Annotated in this window: 17 protein-coding genes and 1 tRNA gene; 10 read left to right on the top strand and 8 right to left on the bottom strand. The window is 62.6% G+C overall.

Annotation, left to right across the window (positions count from 1 at the left end):
- The gene (locus NKI66_RS08120) at nucleotides 1–576 is read right to left on the bottom strand and encodes a cold-shock protein (RefSeq protein WP_348625598.1); all 576 of its coding nucleotides are present in this window, start codon (nucleotides 574–576) and stop codon (nucleotides 1–3) included.
- A gap of 238 nt (nucleotides 577–814) precedes the next feature.
- Here NKI66_RS08120 and gloA point away from each other — a divergent pair, with 238 nt between their 5' ends.
- Together gloA and NKI66_RS08110 are read left to right on the top strand one after the other, a co-directional pair.
- The gene (gene gloA / locus NKI66_RS08115; RefSeq protein ID WP_023812159.1) at nucleotides 815–1,255 is read left to right on the top strand and encodes a lactoylglutathione lyase; all 441 of its coding nucleotides are present in this window, start codon (nucleotides 815–817) and stop codon (nucleotides 1,253–1,255) included.
- Between the two features lie 146 nt (nucleotides 1,256–1,401).
- Nucleotides 1,402–1,692 (top strand): DUF2218 domain-containing protein, encoded by a 291-nt coding sequence (locus NKI66_RS08110; RefSeq protein ID WP_023812160.1) that lies wholly within the window; start codon nucleotides 1,402–1,404, stop codon nucleotides 1,690–1,692.
- An 8-nt stretch (nucleotides 1,693–1,700) separates the two neighbouring features.
- On the opposite strand, the gene NKI66_RS08105 is transcribed toward NKI66_RS08110, so the two are convergent.
- Together NKI66_RS08105 and ilvA are read right to left on the bottom strand one after the other, a co-directional pair.
- Complete coding sequence (locus tag NKI66_RS08105; RefSeq protein ID WP_023812161.1) at nucleotides 1,701–2,261, bottom strand: DUF1697 domain-containing protein; 561 nt, start codon at nucleotides 2,259–2,261, stop codon at nucleotides 1,701–1,703.
- A gap of 15 nt (nucleotides 2,262–2,276) precedes the next feature.
- Entirely contained in the window at nucleotides 2,277–3,533 is a 1,257-nt protein-coding gene (ilvA, locus tag NKI66_RS08100; protein WP_023812162.1) for a threonine ammonia-lyase IlvA, read from the bottom strand.
- Nucleotides 3,534–3,998: 465 nt separating this feature from the next.
- Between ilvA and NKI66_RS08095 the strand changes: the two genes are divergently transcribed.
- Together NKI66_RS08095 and NKI66_RS08090 are read left to right on the top strand one after the other, a co-directional pair.
- Nucleotides 3,999–5,072 (top strand): alpha/beta hydrolase, encoded by a 1,074-nt coding sequence (locus NKI66_RS08095; protein WP_023812164.1) that lies wholly within the window; start codon nucleotides 3,999–4,001, stop codon nucleotides 5,070–5,072.
- 143 nt (nucleotides 5,073–5,215) lie between these two features.
- The gene (locus tag NKI66_RS08090) at nucleotides 5,216–6,379 is read left to right on the top strand and encodes an alpha/beta hydrolase (RefSeq protein ID WP_023812165.1); all 1,164 of its coding nucleotides are present in this window, start codon (nucleotides 5,216–5,218) and stop codon (nucleotides 6,377–6,379) included.
- A 25-nt stretch (nucleotides 6,380–6,404) separates the two neighbouring features.
- On the opposite strand, the gene ade is transcribed toward NKI66_RS08090, so the two are convergent.
- On the bottom strand, nucleotides 6,405–8,213 hold the full coding sequence (gene ade / locus NKI66_RS08085; protein WP_023812166.1) for an adenine deaminase: 1,809 nt from the start codon (nucleotides 8,211–8,213) through the stop codon (nucleotides 6,405–6,407).
- A gap of 148 nt (nucleotides 8,214–8,361) precedes the next feature.
- Between ade and NKI66_RS08080 the strand changes: the two genes are divergently transcribed.
- The 3 genes from NKI66_RS08080 to NKI66_RS08070 all read left to right on the top strand — a co-directional run bounded on the left by NKI66_RS08080 (nucleotide 8,362) and on the right by NKI66_RS08070 (nucleotide 10,342).
- Nucleotides 8,362–9,213 carry an alpha/beta fold hydrolase gene (locus tag NKI66_RS08080; RefSeq protein ID WP_023812167.1) on the top strand — a complete coding sequence of 284 codons (852 nt, stop codon included), beginning with the start codon at nucleotides 8,362–8,364 and terminating at the stop codon, nucleotides 9,211–9,213.
- Between the two features lie 93 nt (nucleotides 9,214–9,306).
- The gene (locus NKI66_RS08075) at nucleotides 9,307–9,972 is read left to right on the top strand and encodes an outer membrane protein (protein ID WP_023812168.1); all 666 of its coding nucleotides are present in this window, start codon (nucleotides 9,307–9,309) and stop codon (nucleotides 9,970–9,972) included.
- Nucleotides 9,973–10,256: 284 nt separating this feature from the next.
- A tRNA-Leu gene (locus NKI66_RS08070) sits at nucleotides 10,257–10,342 on the top strand.
- A gap of 240 nt (nucleotides 10,343–10,582) precedes the next feature.
- Here NKI66_RS08070 and NKI66_RS08065 read toward each other — a convergent pair.
- Genes NKI66_RS08065 through NKI66_RS08055 form a run of 3 tightly spaced genes read right to left on the bottom strand, consistent with a single transcriptional unit; the run spans nucleotide 10,583 to nucleotide 13,757 of the window.
- Nucleotides 10,583–12,031: an aromatic amino acid lyase gene (locus NKI66_RS08065; RefSeq protein ID WP_023812169.1), complete on the bottom strand. Its 1,449-nt coding sequence runs from the start codon at nucleotides 12,029–12,031 to the stop codon at nucleotides 10,583–10,585.
- Nucleotides 12,032–12,057: 26 nt separating this feature from the next.
- Complete coding sequence (locus NKI66_RS08060) at nucleotides 12,058–12,642, bottom strand: GDYXXLXY domain-containing protein (protein WP_352439912.1); 585 nt, start codon at nucleotides 12,640–12,642, stop codon at nucleotides 12,058–12,060.
- Entirely contained in the window at nucleotides 12,639–13,757 is a 1,119-nt protein-coding gene (locus NKI66_RS08055) for a DUF2157 domain-containing protein (RefSeq protein ID WP_023812171.1), read from the bottom strand. The genes NKI66_RS08060 and NKI66_RS08055 overlap by 4 nt, the downstream gene beginning before the upstream one ends.
- A 236-nt stretch (nucleotides 13,758–13,993) precedes the next feature.
- On the opposite strand from NKI66_RS08055, the gene NKI66_RS08050 reads away from it, so the two are divergent.
- The 3 genes from NKI66_RS08050 to trmFO all read left to right on the top strand — a co-directional run bounded on the left by NKI66_RS08050 (nucleotide 13,994) and on the right by trmFO (nucleotide 16,297).
- Nucleotides 13,994–14,134 carry a DUF1127 domain-containing protein gene (locus NKI66_RS08050; protein ID WP_013531315.1) on the top strand — a complete coding sequence of 47 codons (141 nt, stop codon included), beginning with the start codon at nucleotides 13,994–13,996 and terminating at the stop codon, nucleotides 14,132–14,134.
- Between the two features lie 49 nt (nucleotides 14,135–14,183).
- Nucleotides 14,184–14,324 (top strand): DUF1127 domain-containing protein, encoded by a 141-nt coding sequence (locus NKI66_RS08045; RefSeq protein ID WP_013531314.1) that lies wholly within the window; start codon nucleotides 14,184–14,186, stop codon nucleotides 14,322–14,324.
- Nucleotides 14,325–14,878: 554 nt separating this feature from the next.
- Nucleotides 14,879–16,297: a methylenetetrahydrofolate--tRNA-(uracil(54)-C(5))-methyltransferase (FADH(2)-oxidizing) TrmFO gene (gene trmFO, locus NKI66_RS08040; RefSeq protein ID WP_023812173.1), complete on the top strand. Its 1,419-nt coding sequence runs from the start codon at nucleotides 14,879–14,881 to the stop codon at nucleotides 16,295–16,297.
- Nucleotides 16,298–16,749: 452 nt separating this feature from the next.
- Here trmFO and NKI66_RS08035 read toward each other — a convergent pair whose 3' ends face one another.
- Nucleotides 16,750–17,592: a phytoene/squalene synthase family protein gene (locus NKI66_RS08035; RefSeq protein WP_352720008.1), complete on the bottom strand. Its 843-nt coding sequence runs from the start codon at nucleotides 17,590–17,592 to the stop codon at nucleotides 16,750–16,752.
- Between the last annotated feature and the right edge of the window lies 1 nt (nucleotide 17,593).

Here is a 17,593-nt window from a genome sequence, read left to right as displayed (position 1 = left end):
CTAGTGCGACACCGGCAAGGTCCCCATATCGGGGTGAATTTCGGCGGCCATAAGGCCTTTGTCGCCGCGCCCGAAACGAACCAGCACGACCTGTCCGGGCCGAAGCTCGGTGATACCGTAACGGCGCAAGGTTTCCATATGGACGAAGATGTCCTCGGTGCCCTCGCCGCGGGTGAGAAAACCAAACCCCTTGGTGCGGTTGAACCATTTCACCAAGGCGCGTTCGAGACCGCTCTCCGGCGTCACCGCGACATGGGTGCGCTGCTCCTGCATCTCGGCCGGGTGGACCGCGGTGGTGACGTCCATGGAGAGCACCCGGAAGGCCTGCAATCCGCGGTCGCCATGTTTGACGAGGCAGACCACGCGCGCGCCCTCCAGGGCCGTCTGAAAGCCGTCCTTTCGAAGACATGTCACATGGAGGAGGATGTCGCCCGAAATGCCGTCATCCGGGAGGATGAAACCATAGCCCTTGGCCACATCGAACCACTTGATGGCGCCGGCAATTTCTCGCAGGTCGGCGGCGTCGCCGCCTTCGTCACGCTGCGGGGCGTCGCCAAGGGGTCCGTCCCGCCCCATGAAAGAGGCCTTTTCCCCCATAAGAATGCCCCCTCTTTTCAAGAACACCGCAACTGATTCTTGCCAACAGATTAACACTGCGGCTTCCGGTCTGTGCAAGACCTGCCGTGCCTTTTTTCACGGTTCATTTGGGCAATACCGGATTTGTTCTTTGCCGGCATTGCGCACCGCCGCACGATTGCCCTTTGACAGGGCCGACCCTATGTTGCGCCGCAACGCAATTTATCAAGGAAATCACATGCGCTATCTGCACACCATGATCCGCGTCACCGACGTCGATGCCTCGCTCGACTTCTACTGCAACAAGCTCGGCCTCAAGGAAGTGCGCCGCTACGAAAACGAGCAAGGCCGCTTCACGCTGATCTTCCTCGCGGCCTCCGAAGACGAACAAAGCGCCATCGCCGACAAGGCGCCGCTGGTCGAACTGACCTACAATTGGGACCCGGAAGACTACAAGGGCGGGCGCAATTTCGGTCACCTCGCCTATGAGGTCGACGACATCTACGCCACCTGCCAGCACCTGATGGACAATGGCGTCATCATCAACCGGCCGCCGCGCGACGGCAACATGGCCTTCGTCAGATCGCCGGACGGCATTTCGATCGAGCTTCTGCAGAAAGGCCCGGCTAAGGCCAAGGCCGAACCATGGGCTTCGATGGCGAACACCGGAATCTGGTAGCCGATCACGCTGTCTTGAGCGGACAATGGCAGTCTGACGGCCCGGTACTGTTTGGTTTTTCAGGGACGGCGCCTATCTCTCTGGCTGAGGCGCCAGGCTTGGGCCGGTGCCCCGGCCACGCAACAGGCGCTTGCCCAGGAGAATTCATGCCGACCAGCCATGCCGACGTCGCCACCGAACATGCCAGCCGCTACCTGCAGCAGCTGTGCAAGCACTGGGCGCACAAATTCCCGGTCGAGTTCGATCTCACCCACGGCATCATCGATCTCTCAATGGGCCGTACCGTCATGGATGCCGATGCGGCAACGCTTCATATCACGGTGTCGACTGACGAAGCAGGATCGATCGAGCGCCTGGAAAGCGTTGTCGCCGATCACATCAAGCGCTTTGCTTTCCGCGAAGAGCTGACCTTCGACTGGAAACCCACCTCCGCCTAGGCAGTGACCTACTTCTCACCGGCGTGTGCGGCCATCTCCAGCAACGCCTGCACGGAGCGCCAATTGCGCGCGGTTCCCGGCACTTTCAGCGTGCGCGGGATCAGCCCGGCAAACACCGATTTGCCCAGCCCGTCCGGTGCGCTGAGGTAGAGCACATCGCCCTTGATCTCGAAGCGTTCGGGGCCGGTACACTTTTCGGTCAGCCGCGCCACCTCGTCCGCTGTCGGCTCGCGCTCCAGCACATAGGCGTGCAGCTTCGTGTGGTCCGCGGCAATTTCCGGATAGGGATTTTCGCTCACCAGCCGCTCGAACCACGAGAGATCACGCACCATGATGCGCGAATAAAAACCCCATTTCTTCTCGAAGGCTGCTTCGATCTGTTTCGTCAACGTGACCGCTTCGCCCTCTTTCGCCCGGAACACGGCATTGCCGCTCTGCACATAGGTGGCGACATCGGAGAAGCCGAGCCCCTCGAAGAACGACCGCAGCTCCGCCATCTTGACGATGCGATTGCCGCCGACATTGATGCCGGAAAACAGCGCGACGAAGATTTTTCCCGGCTCAATCATTTGATCTCCGATCGCTCATATGATGAACCCGGCCAGTGTCTCGTTGTCGGTGATGTCCTGATACTGGACGCCCTCGGCCTCGAACTTCGCCTTGAGCAGATCGAAATTGCGGCGGTCCCTGGTTTCGATGCCGATCAGCACCGAACCGAAATTGCGCGCCGATTTCTTCAGATATTCGAAACGGGCGATGTCGTCGTCGGGCCCGAGCAGTTCGAGGAAGTCGCGCAGCGCGCCGGGCCGTTGCGGAAAACGGATGATGAAGTATTTCTTCAGGCCCTCGAAGCGCAGCGCCCGTTCCTTGACGTCCGGCAGCCGCTCGAAATCGAAATTGCCGCCCGAAACCACGGCGACGATGGTCTTGCCCCTGATCTCCTTCTTGGAGAAATCCTTGAGCGCATCGATCGCCAGCGCGCCGGCCGGCTCCAGCACGACGCCTTCGACATTGAGCATCTCGATCATGGTGGCGCAGAGCCGGTTTTCCGGGATCAGTCGCACCGTGTCAGCTGGAAAATCCTTGAGATGACGCAACGGCTCGCGGCCGATCTCGGCCACCGCGGCGCCATCGACGAAATTGTCGACCTTGGCGAGTTTGAGCCGTTTTCCCGCCGCGAGGCTCTCGCGCAGGCTCGGCGCGCCGGCCGGTTCGCAGAAGACGAACCGTGCTTGCCTGCCCTGATCGGCGAAATAATGGGTGACGCCCGCGGCAAGTCCGCCACCGCCGACCGGCAGCATGACGATATCGGGCATGCGGGCGCCCGGCATCTGGTCTGCGATCTCGTAGGCGACGGTTGCCTGGCCCTCGATGATGTCCTTGTGATCGAAGGGTGGCACCATATGGGCGCCGGAACTGCCGGTGAATTCCAAGGCAGCGCGATAGCAGTCGTCGAAGAAATCGCCGACCAGTCTGATCTCGATGAAATCGCCGCCGAACAGCCTGGTCTTGTCGATCTTCTGCTGCGGCGTCGTCACCGGCATGAACACAACGCCTCGCCTGCCGAAATGGCGGCAGACGAAAGCAAAACCCTGCGCGTGGTTGCCGGCCGACGCGCAGACGAACAGTTCAGCCTCGTTGCCGGCCGCCAGTGTCTTGCGGAAGAAATTGAAGGCGCCGCGGATCTTGTAGGAGCGGACCGGCGACAGATCCTCGCGCTTCAACAGCACCCGCGCACCGGTCTTTTTCGACAGATAATCGTTTTCCTGCAGCGGCGTTTCAGGGAAGATCTGGCGGATCGCGGCGGCAGCGGCAGCAACACGGGAAGAGAAACTGTTCATCGGAAACCACCCTTGGGAAAGCCGCCTTGCGTTGCACGCTGTCCGCGGACCTCTATCATTGATCGGGTCGCGCACGTCGGTTGTTGAGCGCCCGGACAAGGTGCGGCGCGAGCCCGCGTATTGCATATCCGGCTACGCGGCGCCATCGTCCATCATGTGCGTCCTTCCGGGCGGAAATTTTGCGGAATACTTTCAGCTACTTGCGGGTGCATTCTAATGCCCCCTCGCACCGGGCGGCTTGAAATCGCTATCTCTGCGGGAATTGGAAGGCCGGCGGCGACGGCGCTTATTGCGCGGATCACGCAGGCGTTTTCCGCCATTTTGGCTTTCGCGCAACACTGCGATGCCCGCAGCGGGGCGCCGATCACATTTCGACTGGACATGACTTAGTTCTGCCGCACTCTGCCTGTCCGGGAGGTATCGTGAGGATAGACAGGCCTTTCGGCCGGAGTTGGAAATTCAGGCGTGCCTTTGAAGAAGATTTTTACCGTTGTCCTGGCCTTGTTCGTCGCCGGCTGCGCCGGCCAGCAAACACAGGAATTGCTGGGCAGCGCCATGGTGTCCGCGCCGGTGACGGAGATTGCCGGCAACCACTCGATCTTCATCGCCACGACGCGCAAGAAATCCGACGATCCCAACAAGGTTTTCGACGGCGAACGCTCGGCGACGCTGAACTATGCCCGCGTCAACGTCACCGTTCCGGGGCTTCACAAGACCGGCCAGATCGAGCGCCGCTCGCGCGGCAAGTCGGACGACCCGGCCAAATATTTCATGGCTTCCGAGGTCGTCGGCTACGACACGCAGCCGAAATTCTCCAGCGCGCTCAACGCCGACATCGCGGCGCGTGGCGGCCGCGTCATGGTCTTCGTGCATGGCTACAACACCGGCTTCGATGCCGCCGTCTATCGCCTGACCCAGATCGTCCATGATTCCGGCTATCCCGGCACACCAGTGCTGTTTTCCTGGGCATCGGGCGCCAGGACCACCGACTACGTCTATGACAAGGAAAGCGCCAGCGCTGCCCGCGACCAGTTGGAGGTGACGCTCAGGATGCTGGAGCAGTCCGGCGCGCGGCGCATCGACATCGTCGCGCATTCGCTCGGAACCTGGGTCACCATGGAAACGCTGCGCCAGATGGCCATCACCGGCGACCGCGACCTCGGCGGCAAGCTCGGCGACGTGGTGCTGGCCTCGCCCGACATCGATGTCGACGTGTTCAAGAGCCAGATGCGGCGCTATGGCAAGCCCGACAAGCCATTCATCCTGCTGTTGTCGGACGACGACCGCGCGCTGCGGCTCTCCGGCCTGATCGCCGGTTCACGGCCGCGCGTCGGCGACTACAAGGATGCCGCCGATCTTGCCTCCTATGGCGTGACGGTCGTCGACCTGTCCAAGGTCAAGGGATCGGACAGCTTCAACCATACGAAGTTCGCCGACAATCCGACGCTGGTGAAGATGATCGGACAGCGGCTACGCGAGGATGACGGCTTTGCCAGCGACCGTGACGTGACCGATCGTATCGGCCTGCTTGGACAATAGATGCGGTCCCGCGGTTTTCGCCGTGCCTGTTCACCACTGCGGATGTATCGATTCACTTTGAACTGGACCGCGCCGGTCTCCGGCCTTATCGGAATAGCCAGCGACGTCATGCGTTTGACGTCCCCCTTTGCGGGAGCCGGCGTATGACCATGCGTTCGAAGAGTTATCTCGTCGTTGCATTGACGCTCGCTGTCACCGGCTGCGCCGGCGGGAAAACGCACGACCTGCTCAACAGGACGACGGTCACGGTGCCCGCTTCCGACATCGCGGCCACGCATGAGATCTTCGTCGCCACGACACGCCAGAGGGCAACAAAAGACCCGCGACAGGTGTTCGACGGCGATCGCTCGCTGACCACCAGCTTTGCCCGTGTCGACGTCACCGTCCCGAAAAACCATCAGGTCGGCGCCATCGAGCGGGCCAAGGGATCCGCGAACAGCAATCCGGCCAAGGATTTCACCGCCAAGGACGTCACCTTCTATGAAGGCGCGCCGCAATTCGCCAAGGCGGTCGGCGCCGACATTTCCATGCGCGGCGACCGTGCGCTGGTTTTCGTGCACGGCTTCAACAACGGTTTCGACGACGGCATCTACCGGCTGACGCAGATCGCCCACGACACGAAATATCCCGGCACGCCGGTGCTGTTCTCGTGGGCTTCGAGCGGCAAGACCACGGGTTACATCTACGACAAGGAAAGCGCCAACGCAGCGCGCGACGACCTCGAGGCGACGCTCAGGATGCTGGCCAAGACCAAGGTCAAGAGCATCGACATCATCGCCCATTCGATGGGGACCTGGGTGACCATGGAGGCGCTGCGCCAGCTTGCCATCACCGGCGATCGCGATCTCGACGACAAACTCGGCTACGTCATCCTGGCCTCGCCCGACATCGATGTCGACGTGTTCAAGAAACAGATGATCCGTTACGGCAAACCCGACAAGCCATTCGCCATCCTGCTCTCGGCGGATGACCGGGCTCTCAAGCTTTCCTCCCTGATCTCGGGCGATAAGCCGCGCGTCGGGGATTACGGCGATGCGGCCGACCTCGCCAGCTATGGCGTGTCGGTGGTCGACCTTTCCCAGGCCAAGGGCGGTGACCGCCTCAACCACGCCAAATTCGCCGACAACCCGATGCTGGTGCAACTGCTGGGCGACCGGCTGCGGGCGCCTGCCGGCCTTGCCTCGGACGAGCCCGTCCCGACTCAGCTCAACAATCTCGGCCAGGGCCTCGGAAAGGCCGTCGGCTCGGTCGCCGAGATCGTCATCACCACGCCGTTCAAGGTGCTGACCATCGCCACCGGCGGGTGAACCGGCCGAGCGCAGACGGCTGATCTCAAACGAAAAGATCAACCTTCTGGAATGTCGTCACGTCGATCAGGCCGACATCGGAAATCCTGAGTTCGGGAATGACGACCAGCGCCAGCAGCGAGTGCTGCATGTAGGCGTTGTTCAGCGAACAGCCCATCTTGCGCATCGCCTCGGTGAGCTTCTCCGCCTTGGCCGCGACGATCTCGGCCCGCTCGTCCGACATCAGGCCGGCGATCGGCATTTCGACCAGCGCCAATTCCTTGCCCTTGGAGAACAGCGCGACGCCGCCGCCGACCTCGCCCAGGCGGTTTACCGCCAGCGCCATGTCCTGCTTGTTGGTGCCGACGCAGATGATGTGATGGGCGTCATGCGCGACGCTGGACGCCATGGCGCAGTCGCCCATATAGCCGAAGCCGGAAACGAAGGCGTTGGTGACGCCGCCCGTGCCCCGGTGGCGCTCGACCAGCGCGATCTGGCAGATGTCGTTGCGGCGGTCCATGGCGACCAGCCCGTCCTCGACCGCCAGATCGGCCTCCAGCGCGCGCGTCGGCGCCTGGTTCTCGATGACGCCGATAACACGCACCCGCACCTCGTTGGCGCCTTTGGGAGCAACGATATCGAAGTCGCCGCCCTTCAGCTTCTTGCCGAGCTTGACGGTGTTCTTCGCCGTCTTCGGGTAATCATAGGCCGGAATATCGATTTCGAGCTTGCCGCCCTTGGCCAGCCTGACGCCGCGTGCATAGACCTCGTCGATGGTCATTGCGGCGAGATCCGATACGATCAGCAGGTCGGCCAGCCGGCCCGGCGCGATCGAGCCGATCTCGCGCTCCAGTTTGAAATGCTGGGCGGTGTTGAGCGTCGCCATCTGAATCGCCGTCACCGGCTTCAACCCCTGTTGGATGGCGTGGCGCACCACGCGGTCCATATGGCCTTCCTGGACCAGCGTGCCGGAATGGCTGTCGTCGGTGCACAGGATGAAGTTGCGCGGGTCGATGCCGCTCTCCGTCACCGCCTTGATCTGCGAGGCGACGTCGTACCAGGCCGAGCCCAGCCGCAGCATCGCCTTCATGCCTTGGCGCACCCGGGCAATGGCGTCCTCGGCGCGTGTGCCCTCATGGTCGTCCTCGGGGCCGCCGGCGGCATAGCCATGGAACGGCAGGCCGAGATCGCGCGAGGCATAGTGGCCGCCGACCGTCTTGCCTGCATGAACCGTCGCCGCGATCTCGCCCGACATGACAGGATCATTGGCGGCGACACCGGGAAAATTCATCACTTCGCCCAGGCCGATAATGTTTTCCCAGGTCATCGCCTCCTCGACATCGGCGACCGTCAGCTCGGCGCCGGCATGTTCCAGCCCCGGCGCCGAAGGCACGCAGGACGGCATCTGCACATGCACGTTGATGGGCATGGCGACCGCTTCGTCATGCATCAGCCGCACGCCGGGCAGACCCAGAACATTGGCGATCTCGTGCGGGTCGATGAACATCGAGGTGGTGCCGTGCGGAATGACGGCACGGCAGAACTCGGTCACCGTCACCATGCCGCTTTCGACATGCATGTGCGCGTCGCAGAGACCGGGCACCAGATAGCGCCCGCCGGCGTCGACCACCGTGGTGCCCTGCCCGATGGCATGGCTGGCATTGGGCCCGCAATAAGCGAAGCGCCCGCCGGCAATGGCGATGTCGGTGCCGGCGATGATCTCGCCCGAATGGACGTTCACCCAGCGGCCGTTGCGCACGACCAGGTCAGCGGGCTTCCGCCCCATGGCGACATCGACCAGATGTGTCGCCATCTCGGTCCACGGTCTGGGTTTTGTGGGCGTTGCTTTCGTCATTGGCGATTCCTCGGTTACGGCCAGTCTCGCAAATGTCGGCGGGCGCCGCCAGAGCCGTCGGTCCGACACGCCGCGCAGGCCGGGCTTGTTGACTAATCCGGCTGGAAGGCGATGCTGACCGCGGTCCGAACCATATGAGGGAAAAAACATGACCCGTTTTTGGAAAGCGTTCGCCATCGTCATCTTGTTCGCCGCCTCGAGCGCTTTTGCCGCCGCCGAGGAACGTTGGCAGACCTTGCCGGAGCCTGCAGCCATGCCCAAACCCGATCAGAGCGGATATGCGCCGGTGAACGGCATCCAGATGTACTACGCCGTTTTCGGAGCGGGTGACCCCGTGCTGCTCATCCATGGTGGCCTCGGCCACGCCGACATCTGGGCCAGCCAGGTGGCCACGTTTTCCAAGACGCACAAGGTGATAGTCGCCGACAGCCGTGGTCACGGCCGCTCCACCCGCACCGAGCAGCCCTATGGCTATGACTTGATGGCGTCGGACTATCTGGCGCTGCTCGATCACCTGAAGATCGACAAGACCGCGCTCGTCGGCTGGAGCGATGGCGGAATTATCGGTATCGACATCGCACTGCATCATCCGGAGCGGCTGACAAGGCTCTTTGCGCAAGCCGCCAACGTAACCACCGACGGCGTCGATCCGGGCGTGATGACCAACAAGACCTTTGCCGCCTACATCGACCGCTCCGGCCGCGAATACAAGAAGATGTCGAAAACACCGGACCAGTATGACGCCTTCGTGGCGCAGATGAGCCATATGTGGGAGACCGAGCCGGCGTGGACCAAGGAGCAGCTCGCTGAGATAACCACGCCGACGGCGATCGTTGCCGGCGACCATGACGAAGCGATCAAGCGCGAACACACCGAATATATCGCCTCCGTCATCCCGGGCGCGAAGCTGATTATCCTGCCCAACGCCAGTCATTTCGCCATGCTGCAAGCGCCGGATGAATATAGCCAGGCTGTGCTGGACTTCATCGACGCCAAATAGAGGATTCTGTGCGGCGACAGGGGGATTGCGATTGCGGCGAATGCGGTTATCCTTCTGGCGAGGACCTTTCTGAATCGTCATTTGGGGAGTTCGATGCGTCGACTGATAGTCGCAAGTGCCGGTTTTCTTGCCGTTCTGGCCGTGCCGGCTTTTGCAGCCGACCCAGCGGTCGACGTGCCTATGACCGCGCCCGGCTTCGACTGGACGGGCTACTACGCTGGTCTGCAGGCCGGCTATGGCTGGGGCCAATCCGATATATCGGTGACAGAAGGCGCGCCGTTTTCCATCGCGCCCGACATTGACGGCGGTTTTGTCGGCGGCCATGTCGCAGGCCTGTGGCAGTTCAACCAGGCGGTGCTCGGCGCCGAGGCGGACCTCAACTATTCCTCGGTCGGCGGCACGACGGTATCGGCGCTGGGAAGCACATTCGGCACCGACATCAAGTGGTTCGGGTCGGTCAACGCCAAGGCCGGCTACGCCATGGATCGCCTGCTGGTCTACGGCATTGGCGGCGTCGCCTTTGCCGGCATCGAAACATCGCAAGTCGCGGGTCCGGCGTTCGCCAGCACGCGCACGAATGTCGGCTGGACCGTGGGTGCCGGCGTCGACTACGCGTTGACCGACAAGTTCGTCGTCGGCGCACAGTATCGCTACTATGATTTCGGCTCCGAGCACTACGACGTGGCGGAACCCTTCAACGATCGCGATCAGAACGTGAAGCTCAACACGGTAGGCATCAATTTGAGCTACAAGTTCTGAGCAGGGCCACAATCGCGACGCTGCCGGACCAGGCAACCACTCAAAGGGCTCTTTCATGGAAGGGTGGCCGACGCTCCCAGTGGGCGGGGGGAATGGGTTGGGCCTGAGAGGCGCCGGCCTTGGCAGATCAAATCCACCACACAGGCATCCTACCACTACCCGCCGCGCCGATAATTCCGTGATCGCGCCAGTATCATCAAGCCGCCCCGTCTGTTTGCACGTTCGGCGAACGCTCAACAACACGACTTGACGGCCTGTGTCAGGCGTCTGAAAAGGGCTGGCCTGCGGACGTGGCGGAATTGGTAGACGCAAGGGACTTAAAATCCCTCGATCTCTGATCGTACGGGTTCGATTCCCGTCGTCCGCACCAGCCTTCGCTCTTCGAGCTTGGGGTGGCGGGCCACCTGAAGCTCGTTAGTGCATGTCGCCCAAAGTGACCTCGGTTTTGGGAGAGCGACATGCACAAAGACAAAGACCTGAAGCGGGTCGCCTGAAGGCGCGACACCGCTTAGACAAAGGAGCGTCCTCCGAAGCCTTGGCCAAGGAGGACCGGTTCGAATTTCATCCGTTCAGGCGCACCAATTTCACCAGCCAGGGCTTGTTGGCATCTCTACGCCTCGAACACTTTCTGTGTGAACCATTCCGCCAGCCTGGCAAGCTCAGGCCCCAGCACACGATCGGCACCGACAGGCGGCACGATAGCTCTGATTTGATCGACGAAGGAGCGCAGTGCCGGCGGCGGCGTCCGTTCGGTGACGTGCAGCGCCTGCGAGGCGATCATCGCCAGCATCGCCATGGCGGCATCGACGCAGCGGCCGGCGGTCGCTTCCTTGGTCCATGCGAAGAATGCCGTCGTGGCGACGTCGTCCTGCCCCGCACCGGCCGATTCCGTGCCCGGAATGAAGGTACGTTGCGCCGCCAGCTTGGCCTGCTCGAGATAGCCGGTGATCGCCATCGGCACGTAGCCGACATTGCCGTGGCCATCGCTGTCGGCCGAGTGTCGTCCGGTCATCAGAAGATCGGGCAGCAGCGACACCTTGCCGTTGAGCAGCTTGGAGGCGTGGCGATCACAAAGCAGGCAGATGTCGGCCCATATCGCCGCCAGATCATCCAGCGCCGGCGTCGCCATGGCGTTGTGATAGCCGCCGGTCGAGATGCAGCGGCCGAGCGGATGTGCATCTTCGGGCGGGATATAGACCGGATTGTCCGATATAGAGGCCAGCGACACATTGGCTGCCCGCTCGGCCGACGACAGCGCACGATGCGCCTGGCCGAGGACGCGCGGCACGATGCGGTAGCTGACCGGCGCCTGATAATTGCGTCGCCCATCGCCGGCGCCAACCAGAAATTCCCGCAAACCCTGCAGGGCCGCGGCCTCATGCTCATCACCCCAGAGCGTATCGAGGGCGGCGTCATAGTGTTCGAGCGGGGCGCGAAACGCCTCGATCGACAGCGCGAACACTTTTTGCGCCATGCGGATCCGGCGGCGCGCCGCGAGCGCCGCGTCCGCTACGAGGGCTGCAGCGCAGGGCGAGCCGTTGATCAGCGAGCCGCGTTCCTTGACCTCGAGATCGAAGCGCGTCGAAAGCTCGGCAAACAGCGGATAGAGCGCCAGGATTTCGCCGGCGCCGCCCTGGCCCGAGGCCGGCACTGTTGGCATCGGCCCACCATTGAGCATTGCGGCCACGGCAAGCGCGATGCGTGGCGAGGTGGCGGCGTTGCCCTCGATGAAGTTCGTCAGGCGGGCAAGCACGATCGCCCTGACCACGCGATCCGGCAAGGGATCGCCGAACGAGGTGGCGGCGGCAAACGCCTTGATGCGCGCATGGCGATCCCGCTCGTCGAGTTCGAGCTTGCGGCTCGCCAGCTCTCCCATGGCGGTGGTGACGCCATAGATGACCGGTGGCGGATCGGATTCAATCAGCCTGAGAAACGAGGCGCGGCATTCGGCGATGCGCTGCAAGGCCTTCTCGTCGATGTCCACCGTGTCCTTCTTCCAGGCGACGCGGAAAACAGTGTCGAGGTTGATGTCCTCACGCGTCGACAGGCTAACTGGCATGTTTCACACCACTGCAAATAAGGGACTTAGTAGAGTGGTTCCTCGAACAGCGTCTTGTCGCCGTCCACCAGCGCCTTGATCTGCGCGGTGCCGTCGCCGGCGAGCGCAAGACGGATGCCGAATGGCCGCACCCGCATGTCGTTCTGGATCGCCATCCCCTCGCCTTCCGGCAGATAGAAGCGTTCGATGCCATAGTCCGGCGCGATGGTCATCCCTTCGCCGCGAAGATCCCAGCCCTCGGCGATGTGGCCTAAAATATCGGCCTCGTCCGCAGCGGCCGGCTTCGGCGCCTTGCCGAACCAGGCTGTCGTCGGCTGCCAATAGCCGTCGGAGCCCTTCTTCAGGCGCACGACAATCGAGGTGTCGTCGCTGGAAAACTTGTCGGGCGGAATGTTGGCGATCATTTTCACCGGTATGCGCGAAATATCGTAGCCCAGGATAATATAATCGCCGCGCAGGAGGTCGCGCGGATCGACGGGCTCGATCTTCAGAAGCACCTCTTTGCCGTTGCGCAGGATCGCCGCGCGGCCGGCGATGATCCAGCTCAGGAAGCCGATCTGGACGAGCGCCAGCAGCAGTGCCGAGATGACAAGCCTTTTCCCGGTGATCATGCCGTGGCTCCTTTGGCATCTGGACCTTTCATACGCTTTTCCACGCGGATGATGACGATCGCAAGGATGCCGAGCAGCACTGCGGCGGCCAGGAAGAAGCCGGCTGTATCGAGCATCGATTGCAAGGTCACCACATAGATGATGGCGAGTTCGAAGGCGAAGCCAAGATAGGCAAACCAGCGCAGCCCACGGCTCTCCCGTCCCGCCAGCACGATTGCCCCGACGATGCCGCCCAGCGCGATCACCGAAGCGAGGGCAAAACCGCTGTTGTAGGTGCTCTCGTCGGCGAGTTCGAACTGGATCATCGCCAGGCCGGTGAGGAAGCCGAGCAGTGCGTGCAAGGGCAAGCGGCCGCCGAGCTGCACGACCCGGTCGACCGGATCCGGCGCGAAGACCGAGGCCGCGAACAGCAGCGCCGAGACGACGACCAGCGGGATAGCCACCTGCAGCGTGTCGTGGTTGGTGACGAGCAGCACAAGATAAAACAGAACCGACAGGATGATCAGGTGGCGCGCCGCCTGGCTGCGGGTCCAGAACGAGACGGCAAACAGTACGATCGCCATGATCACGAAGGCATGCGGAAATTCGCTGCGGCTGTAGTAGTCGAAGCCTTTGAGGAACAGCCAGGCATCGGCGATGCCGACCGAAGCGACCGTCAGCGGATTCGAACGCAGCGCAACCGCCGCCAGCGCCGTGCCGGCGCCCCAGGTGACCAGAGCAGACGCCTCGTCGCCCGAGAGATGATACATCTGGCCGATCAGCGCGATCGAGCCGCCGAAAGCCGCGGCCGCCACGATCCACAGCGCTTCGCCGAGCGCCGCATGGTCGCGGGTCTTCAGCACCGCGCCGCCGACATAGCCGCCGAGGATGACGGCAAACAGTGCCACCACGCGTGCCAGCCGCGGGATGGCGTCCCAGTTGGCGGCGACGAAAATCAGGATGGCGGCGCCGAAAAGCAAAGCGGCCATCATTGCCAGGATAGAGCCGAAGCTGAGCGACTCGCGCGCGTTGGCCTCGACATTGCGCGAAAGCGAATCGGCTGTGGCGGCGTCAATCAGCCCGGCCTGCAGCCAACGCGCGATATCCGCCCTGACTCGCGACGAATACCCCGCCATGCTGTGTCTCCCCCACGTTTGGTCTTTTTTCAGCCGATCCGGTCAAATCGTTGACGCGGCGGCATTTTCCGATTCGGGTTTCTTTGTGTCAGGTCCGTGAACGCCCGTTAATGCTGCATTGCACAATTTGCATTGCTGCCATGCAGCCATAGCGCTTTTAAATCGATAAGGGTCCGCCTATTTATAGTTCGTACACAAACGGAATGATCCGCAAGAAAGACGAAACGAGAACTACCATGAACCTGATCCGCAACTACCGCAACTGGCGCCGCTACAGGGACACCGTGTCCGAGCTGAGCCGCCTGAGCAACCGTGAACTGACCGACCTCGGCATCAGCCGCAGCGACATTCCTTACGTCGCTCGCAAGGCGGTCTAATTCTTCGGACCGCGAATGGTCCGAACCAGTTTTGAAAAAGAGAACGACAATGAACCTGATCCGCAACTATCGTAACTGGCGCGTTTATCGCGAGACGGTTACCGAGCTGGGTCGCCTTTCCAACCGCCAGCTGCATGATCTCGGTATCGTCCGCGACGAAATCAAGATCATCGCCCGCCAGGCGATCTAGACAGAATTTCGGCAGGGTCGACCTCCTCCCCGACCTTGACGAATACGGTCACCCCTTACCTCCTCCCAAGGGTTGACCACAAAAACGGCGCCCGCCGCACCTCCTCCCGCGGCGGGCGCTGTTTCCCCGGGCAAATCAAATTTGCCCAGAAGGGTTTCGCCCCTTTCAAAATTAGCGAAAGAGATTTCGTCAAAGCCGACCTCCTCCCCGGCAATGACGAATAGGTCCGACCTTCACCTCCTCCCGAAGGTTGGCCACCAAAACGGCGCCCGCCGCACCTCCTCCCGCGGCGGGCGCTGTTTCCCGGCCCCAGAAGGGTTTCGCCCCTTTCAAAATTAGCGAAAGAGTTTTCGTCAAAGCCGACCTCCTCCCCGGCGATGACGAATATGGTCGGCCTTCACCTCCTCCCGAGGGTCGACCCCAAAAACGACACCCGCCGGACCTCCTCCCCCGGCGGGTGTTGTTGTTTTCAGGGGCGCTCCGATCAGCAGCTGTTTGCTCCGCACCGCGCACGGCAATTGCAATCGCCGCACCAAGCGATTATTCCGGCGTTCATGAGCAAAAACCCAATCCACATCATCGGCGGCGGCCTCGCCGGTTCCGAAGCCGCATGGCAGGCAGCCGAGGCCGGCGTGCCCGTCATCCTGCATGAAATGCGGCCCGTTCGCGGCACCGATGCGCACAAGACCGACAGCCTGGCCGAGCTGGTCTGTTCGAACTCCTTCCGCTCCGACGACGCCGACAACAATGCCGTCGGCCTGTTGCATGCCGAAATGCGGCTGGCCGGCTCGCTGATCATGAGCGCCGGCGACGCCAACCAGGTGCCTGCTGGCGGCGCGCTCGCCGTCGACCGCGACGGATTTGCCGACGCGGTGACGAAAAGGCTTGAAGCGCACCCGCTGATATCAATCCAGCGCGAGGAAGTGCCGGGCCTGCCGCCGGCGGATTGGGACCAGGCGATCATCGCCACGGGTCCATTGACCGCGCCCTCACTTGCCCAGTCGATCGCGGAAGCGACCGGCGCCGATGCGCTAGCCTTCTTCGACGCCATCGCGCCGATCGTCCACTTCGACACGATCGACATGGACATTTGCTGGTTCCAGTCGCGCTACGACAAGGTCGGGCCCGGCGGCACCGGTAAGGACTACATCAACTGCCCGATGGACAAGGACCAGTACCTTGCCTTCGTTCAGGCGCTGGTCGACGGCCAGAAAACCGAATTCAAGCAATGGGAAGGCACGCCCTATTTCGACGGCTGCCTGCCGATTGAGATCATGGCCGAACGCGGCGTCGAGACGCTCCGTTACGGCCCGATGAAGCCGATGGGGCTGACCAATGCACACAATCCGACGGTGAAGGCCTATGCCGTCGTCCAGCTGCGGCAGGACAATGCGCTGGGCACGCTCTATAACATGGTCGGCTTCCAGACCAAGCTGAAGCACGCCGAGCAGGTGCGCGTGTTCCGCACCATACCAGGTCTCGAAAACGCCGATTTCGCCCGCCTCGGCGGCCTGCACCGCAACACCTACATCAACTCGCCGACCTTGCTCGACGCTTCGCTGCAGCTGAAGTCGCGCCCCGGCCTGCGTTTTGCCGGCCAGATCACCGGCTGCGAGGGCTATGTCGAGAGTGCCGCGATCGGCCTGCTCGCCGGCCGTTTCGCCGCCGCGGAAAGGCTCGGCCATGCGCCGTCGCTGCCGCCGCTGACCACGGCCTTCGGCGCGCTGCTCAACCACATCACAGGCGGCCACATCGTTTCGGATGACGAGCCGGGAAAGCGCTCCTTCCAGCCGATGAATGTCAATTTCGGCCTGTTCCCGCCTGTGGAAGCGCCGAAGACCGAGGGCAAGCGCATGCGCGGCAAGGACAAGACCGTCGCCAAGCGCCACGCCATCACCTCGCGCGCACGCGCCGATTGTAGGGAGTGGCTGGGACTTCCGGCACAAACAGAAACGGCCGAAGCGGCGGAGTAGTCTATGGCTAAGCCTGCCCCAGCTTTTGCCGCCGGGGCTCCCGCCAAGTGAAGAACCGTTCACCGGTGAATATGAAATCATCTGGAGCGTCTACGTCAAATGCAACAACCTGCAGAAGTTGCGCGGCACACATATACCGGCGCTTGAAGCATTGAGCGGCCAGCCCACGGCGGGAAGGGCTGGGTGGTTGACAACGAGGGTAACAATGAGAACCGCGATAGAAGTTTGAAGAGGATTATTGCTGTAAAGCGCCTTCAGGGCCCCTACATGGAACAGTTCCTCCTCGATTTCATGAAGACGCTCTATTCGCTGGCGCCGTCTTGGAACATCCAAGCCCGGCTGAACCCGTTACATCCACATGGGGTGTATGTCTGCGCTCATTTCTCAAGGGAGACCGCCTCAGAGGCGCCGGCAGTCGTCGACGCGCTGGTCGGGACATGTTGACGTTTACGTCAAAGCGCAGGCCAGCCCTTGCTCGCGCGACGCAGCAGCAGCCAATGCCGGCGCAAGGCCGACAGCCGCGCCACGCCTTCGAGCGGCGAACCATTCTCCATCTTGCCGAGATAGGCACGTGACAGGGCGAGCGGCAGGAATGCCGGACGCAGCGATACAGGCAGAGCCGGAGCGCCTCGCTCGAAGGCGGAAAGATGTTCCCGTGCCAGCGCCATCATCGCCGCCACCGCGCGTTTGGCGCCGGGTCCGCCATCACCGGCAACGAACTCCTGCGGCGAAGAGCCGGCCGCTGCAAGGATATCGGCCGGGACAAAACACTGTCCGCGCCGGCGATGCAGCGGCAACAGCAGCAGCAGGCCGGTCATCGCCTGCGCACAGCCTGCCCTGCCCGCCAGATCGGCAAAGCGCGGCGCCTCGACAGGATCGAGCACCATCGCCGCAAGCTGGATGAGTGCTGCGGCCGTCTCGCCGCAATAGCCTTCCAGATCGATGCGCGACGGCATCGGGTCGTCGTAGAGGTCGAAGATGCGCGCATCGAGCATGTTCTCGAAGGCCGGCTCCGGGAGGCCGAACGTCGCTATCGTGGCGTTCAAGGCTTCGGCAGTGGGATGGCCGGCGCCGGCCTCGCCGCCGGCGGCAATGACATCGCGCCACCATTGCAGCCTCACCTCGCCCGGCAACGCTTCATGGATGCGATCGCGGATGCCTGCGATCTCGGCATTGAAGGCGTAGAGCGAAAACAGCGCGTCGCGCTTGTCGTCGGGCGCGTAGAGCGCGGTCAGATAGCGATCATGGTCGGCGACGCGCACCGCGTCCATGACGATTTCAGCGCTTCGAGACATG

Source organism: Mesorhizobium sp. M0518 (assembly GCF_040321125.1).
In the GTDB taxonomy this organism is placed as follows: Bacteria; Pseudomonadota; Alphaproteobacteria; order Rhizobiales; family Rhizobiaceae; genus Mesorhizobium.
This window is presented reverse-complemented; position numbering and strand designations above follow the sequence as displayed.

Bases quoted from the DNA above. Each gene is read 5' to 3' on its own strand.
- NKI66_RS08120 (WP_348625598.1), bottom strand. From the start codon at position 576: ATGGGGCGGGACGGACCCCTTGGCGACGCCCCGCAGCGTGACGAAGGC.
- gloA (WP_023812159.1), top strand. From the start codon at position 815: ATGCGCTATCTGCACACCATGATCCGCGTCACCGACGTCGATGCCTCG.
- NKI66_RS08110 (WP_023812160.1), top strand. From the start codon at position 1,402: ATGCCGACCAGCCATGCCGACGTCGCCACCGAACATGCCAGCCGCTAC.
- NKI66_RS08105 (WP_023812161.1), bottom strand. From the start codon at position 2,261: ATGATTGAGCCGGGAAAAATCTTCGTCGCGCTGTTTTCCGGCATCAAT.
- ilvA (WP_023812162.1), bottom strand. From the start codon at position 3,533: ATGAACAGTTTCTCTTCCCGTGTTGCTGCCGCTGCCGCCGCGATCCGC.
- NKI66_RS08090 (WP_023812165.1), top strand. From the start codon at position 5,216: ATGACCATGCGTTCGAAGAGTTATCTCGTCGTTGCATTGACGCTCGCT.
- ade (WP_023812166.1), bottom strand. From the start codon at position 8,213: ATGACGAAAGCAACGCCCACAAAACCCAGACCGTGGACCGAGATGGCG.
- NKI66_RS08080 (WP_023812167.1), top strand. From the start codon at position 8,362: ATGACCCGTTTTTGGAAAGCGTTCGCCATCGTCATCTTGTTCGCCGCC.
- NKI66_RS08075 (WP_023812168.1), top strand. From the start codon at position 9,307: ATGCGTCGACTGATAGTCGCAAGTGCCGGTTTTCTTGCCGTTCTGGCC.
- NKI66_RS08065 (WP_023812169.1), bottom strand. From the start codon at position 12,031: ATGCCAGTTAGCCTGTCGACGCGTGAGGACATCAACCTCGACACTGTT.
- NKI66_RS08060 (WP_352439912.1), bottom strand. From the start codon at position 12,642: ATGATCACCGGGAAAAGGCTTGTCATCTCGGCACTGCTGCTGGCGCTC.
- NKI66_RS08055 (WP_023812171.1), bottom strand. From the start codon at position 13,757: ATGGCGGGGTATTCGTCGCGAGTCAGGGCGGATATCGCGCGTTGGCTG.
- NKI66_RS08050 (WP_013531315.1), top strand. From the start codon at position 13,994: ATGAACCTGATCCGCAACTACCGCAACTGGCGCCGCTACAGGGACACC.
- NKI66_RS08045 (WP_013531314.1), top strand. From the start codon at position 14,184: ATGAACCTGATCCGCAACTATCGTAACTGGCGCGTTTATCGCGAGACG.
- trmFO (WP_023812173.1), top strand. From the start codon at position 14,879: ATGAGCAAAAACCCAATCCACATCATCGGCGGCGGCCTCGCCGGTTCC.
- NKI66_RS08035 (WP_352720008.1), bottom strand. From the start codon at position 17,592: ATGTCTCGAAGCGCTGAAATCGTCATGGACGCGGTGCGCGTCGCCGAC.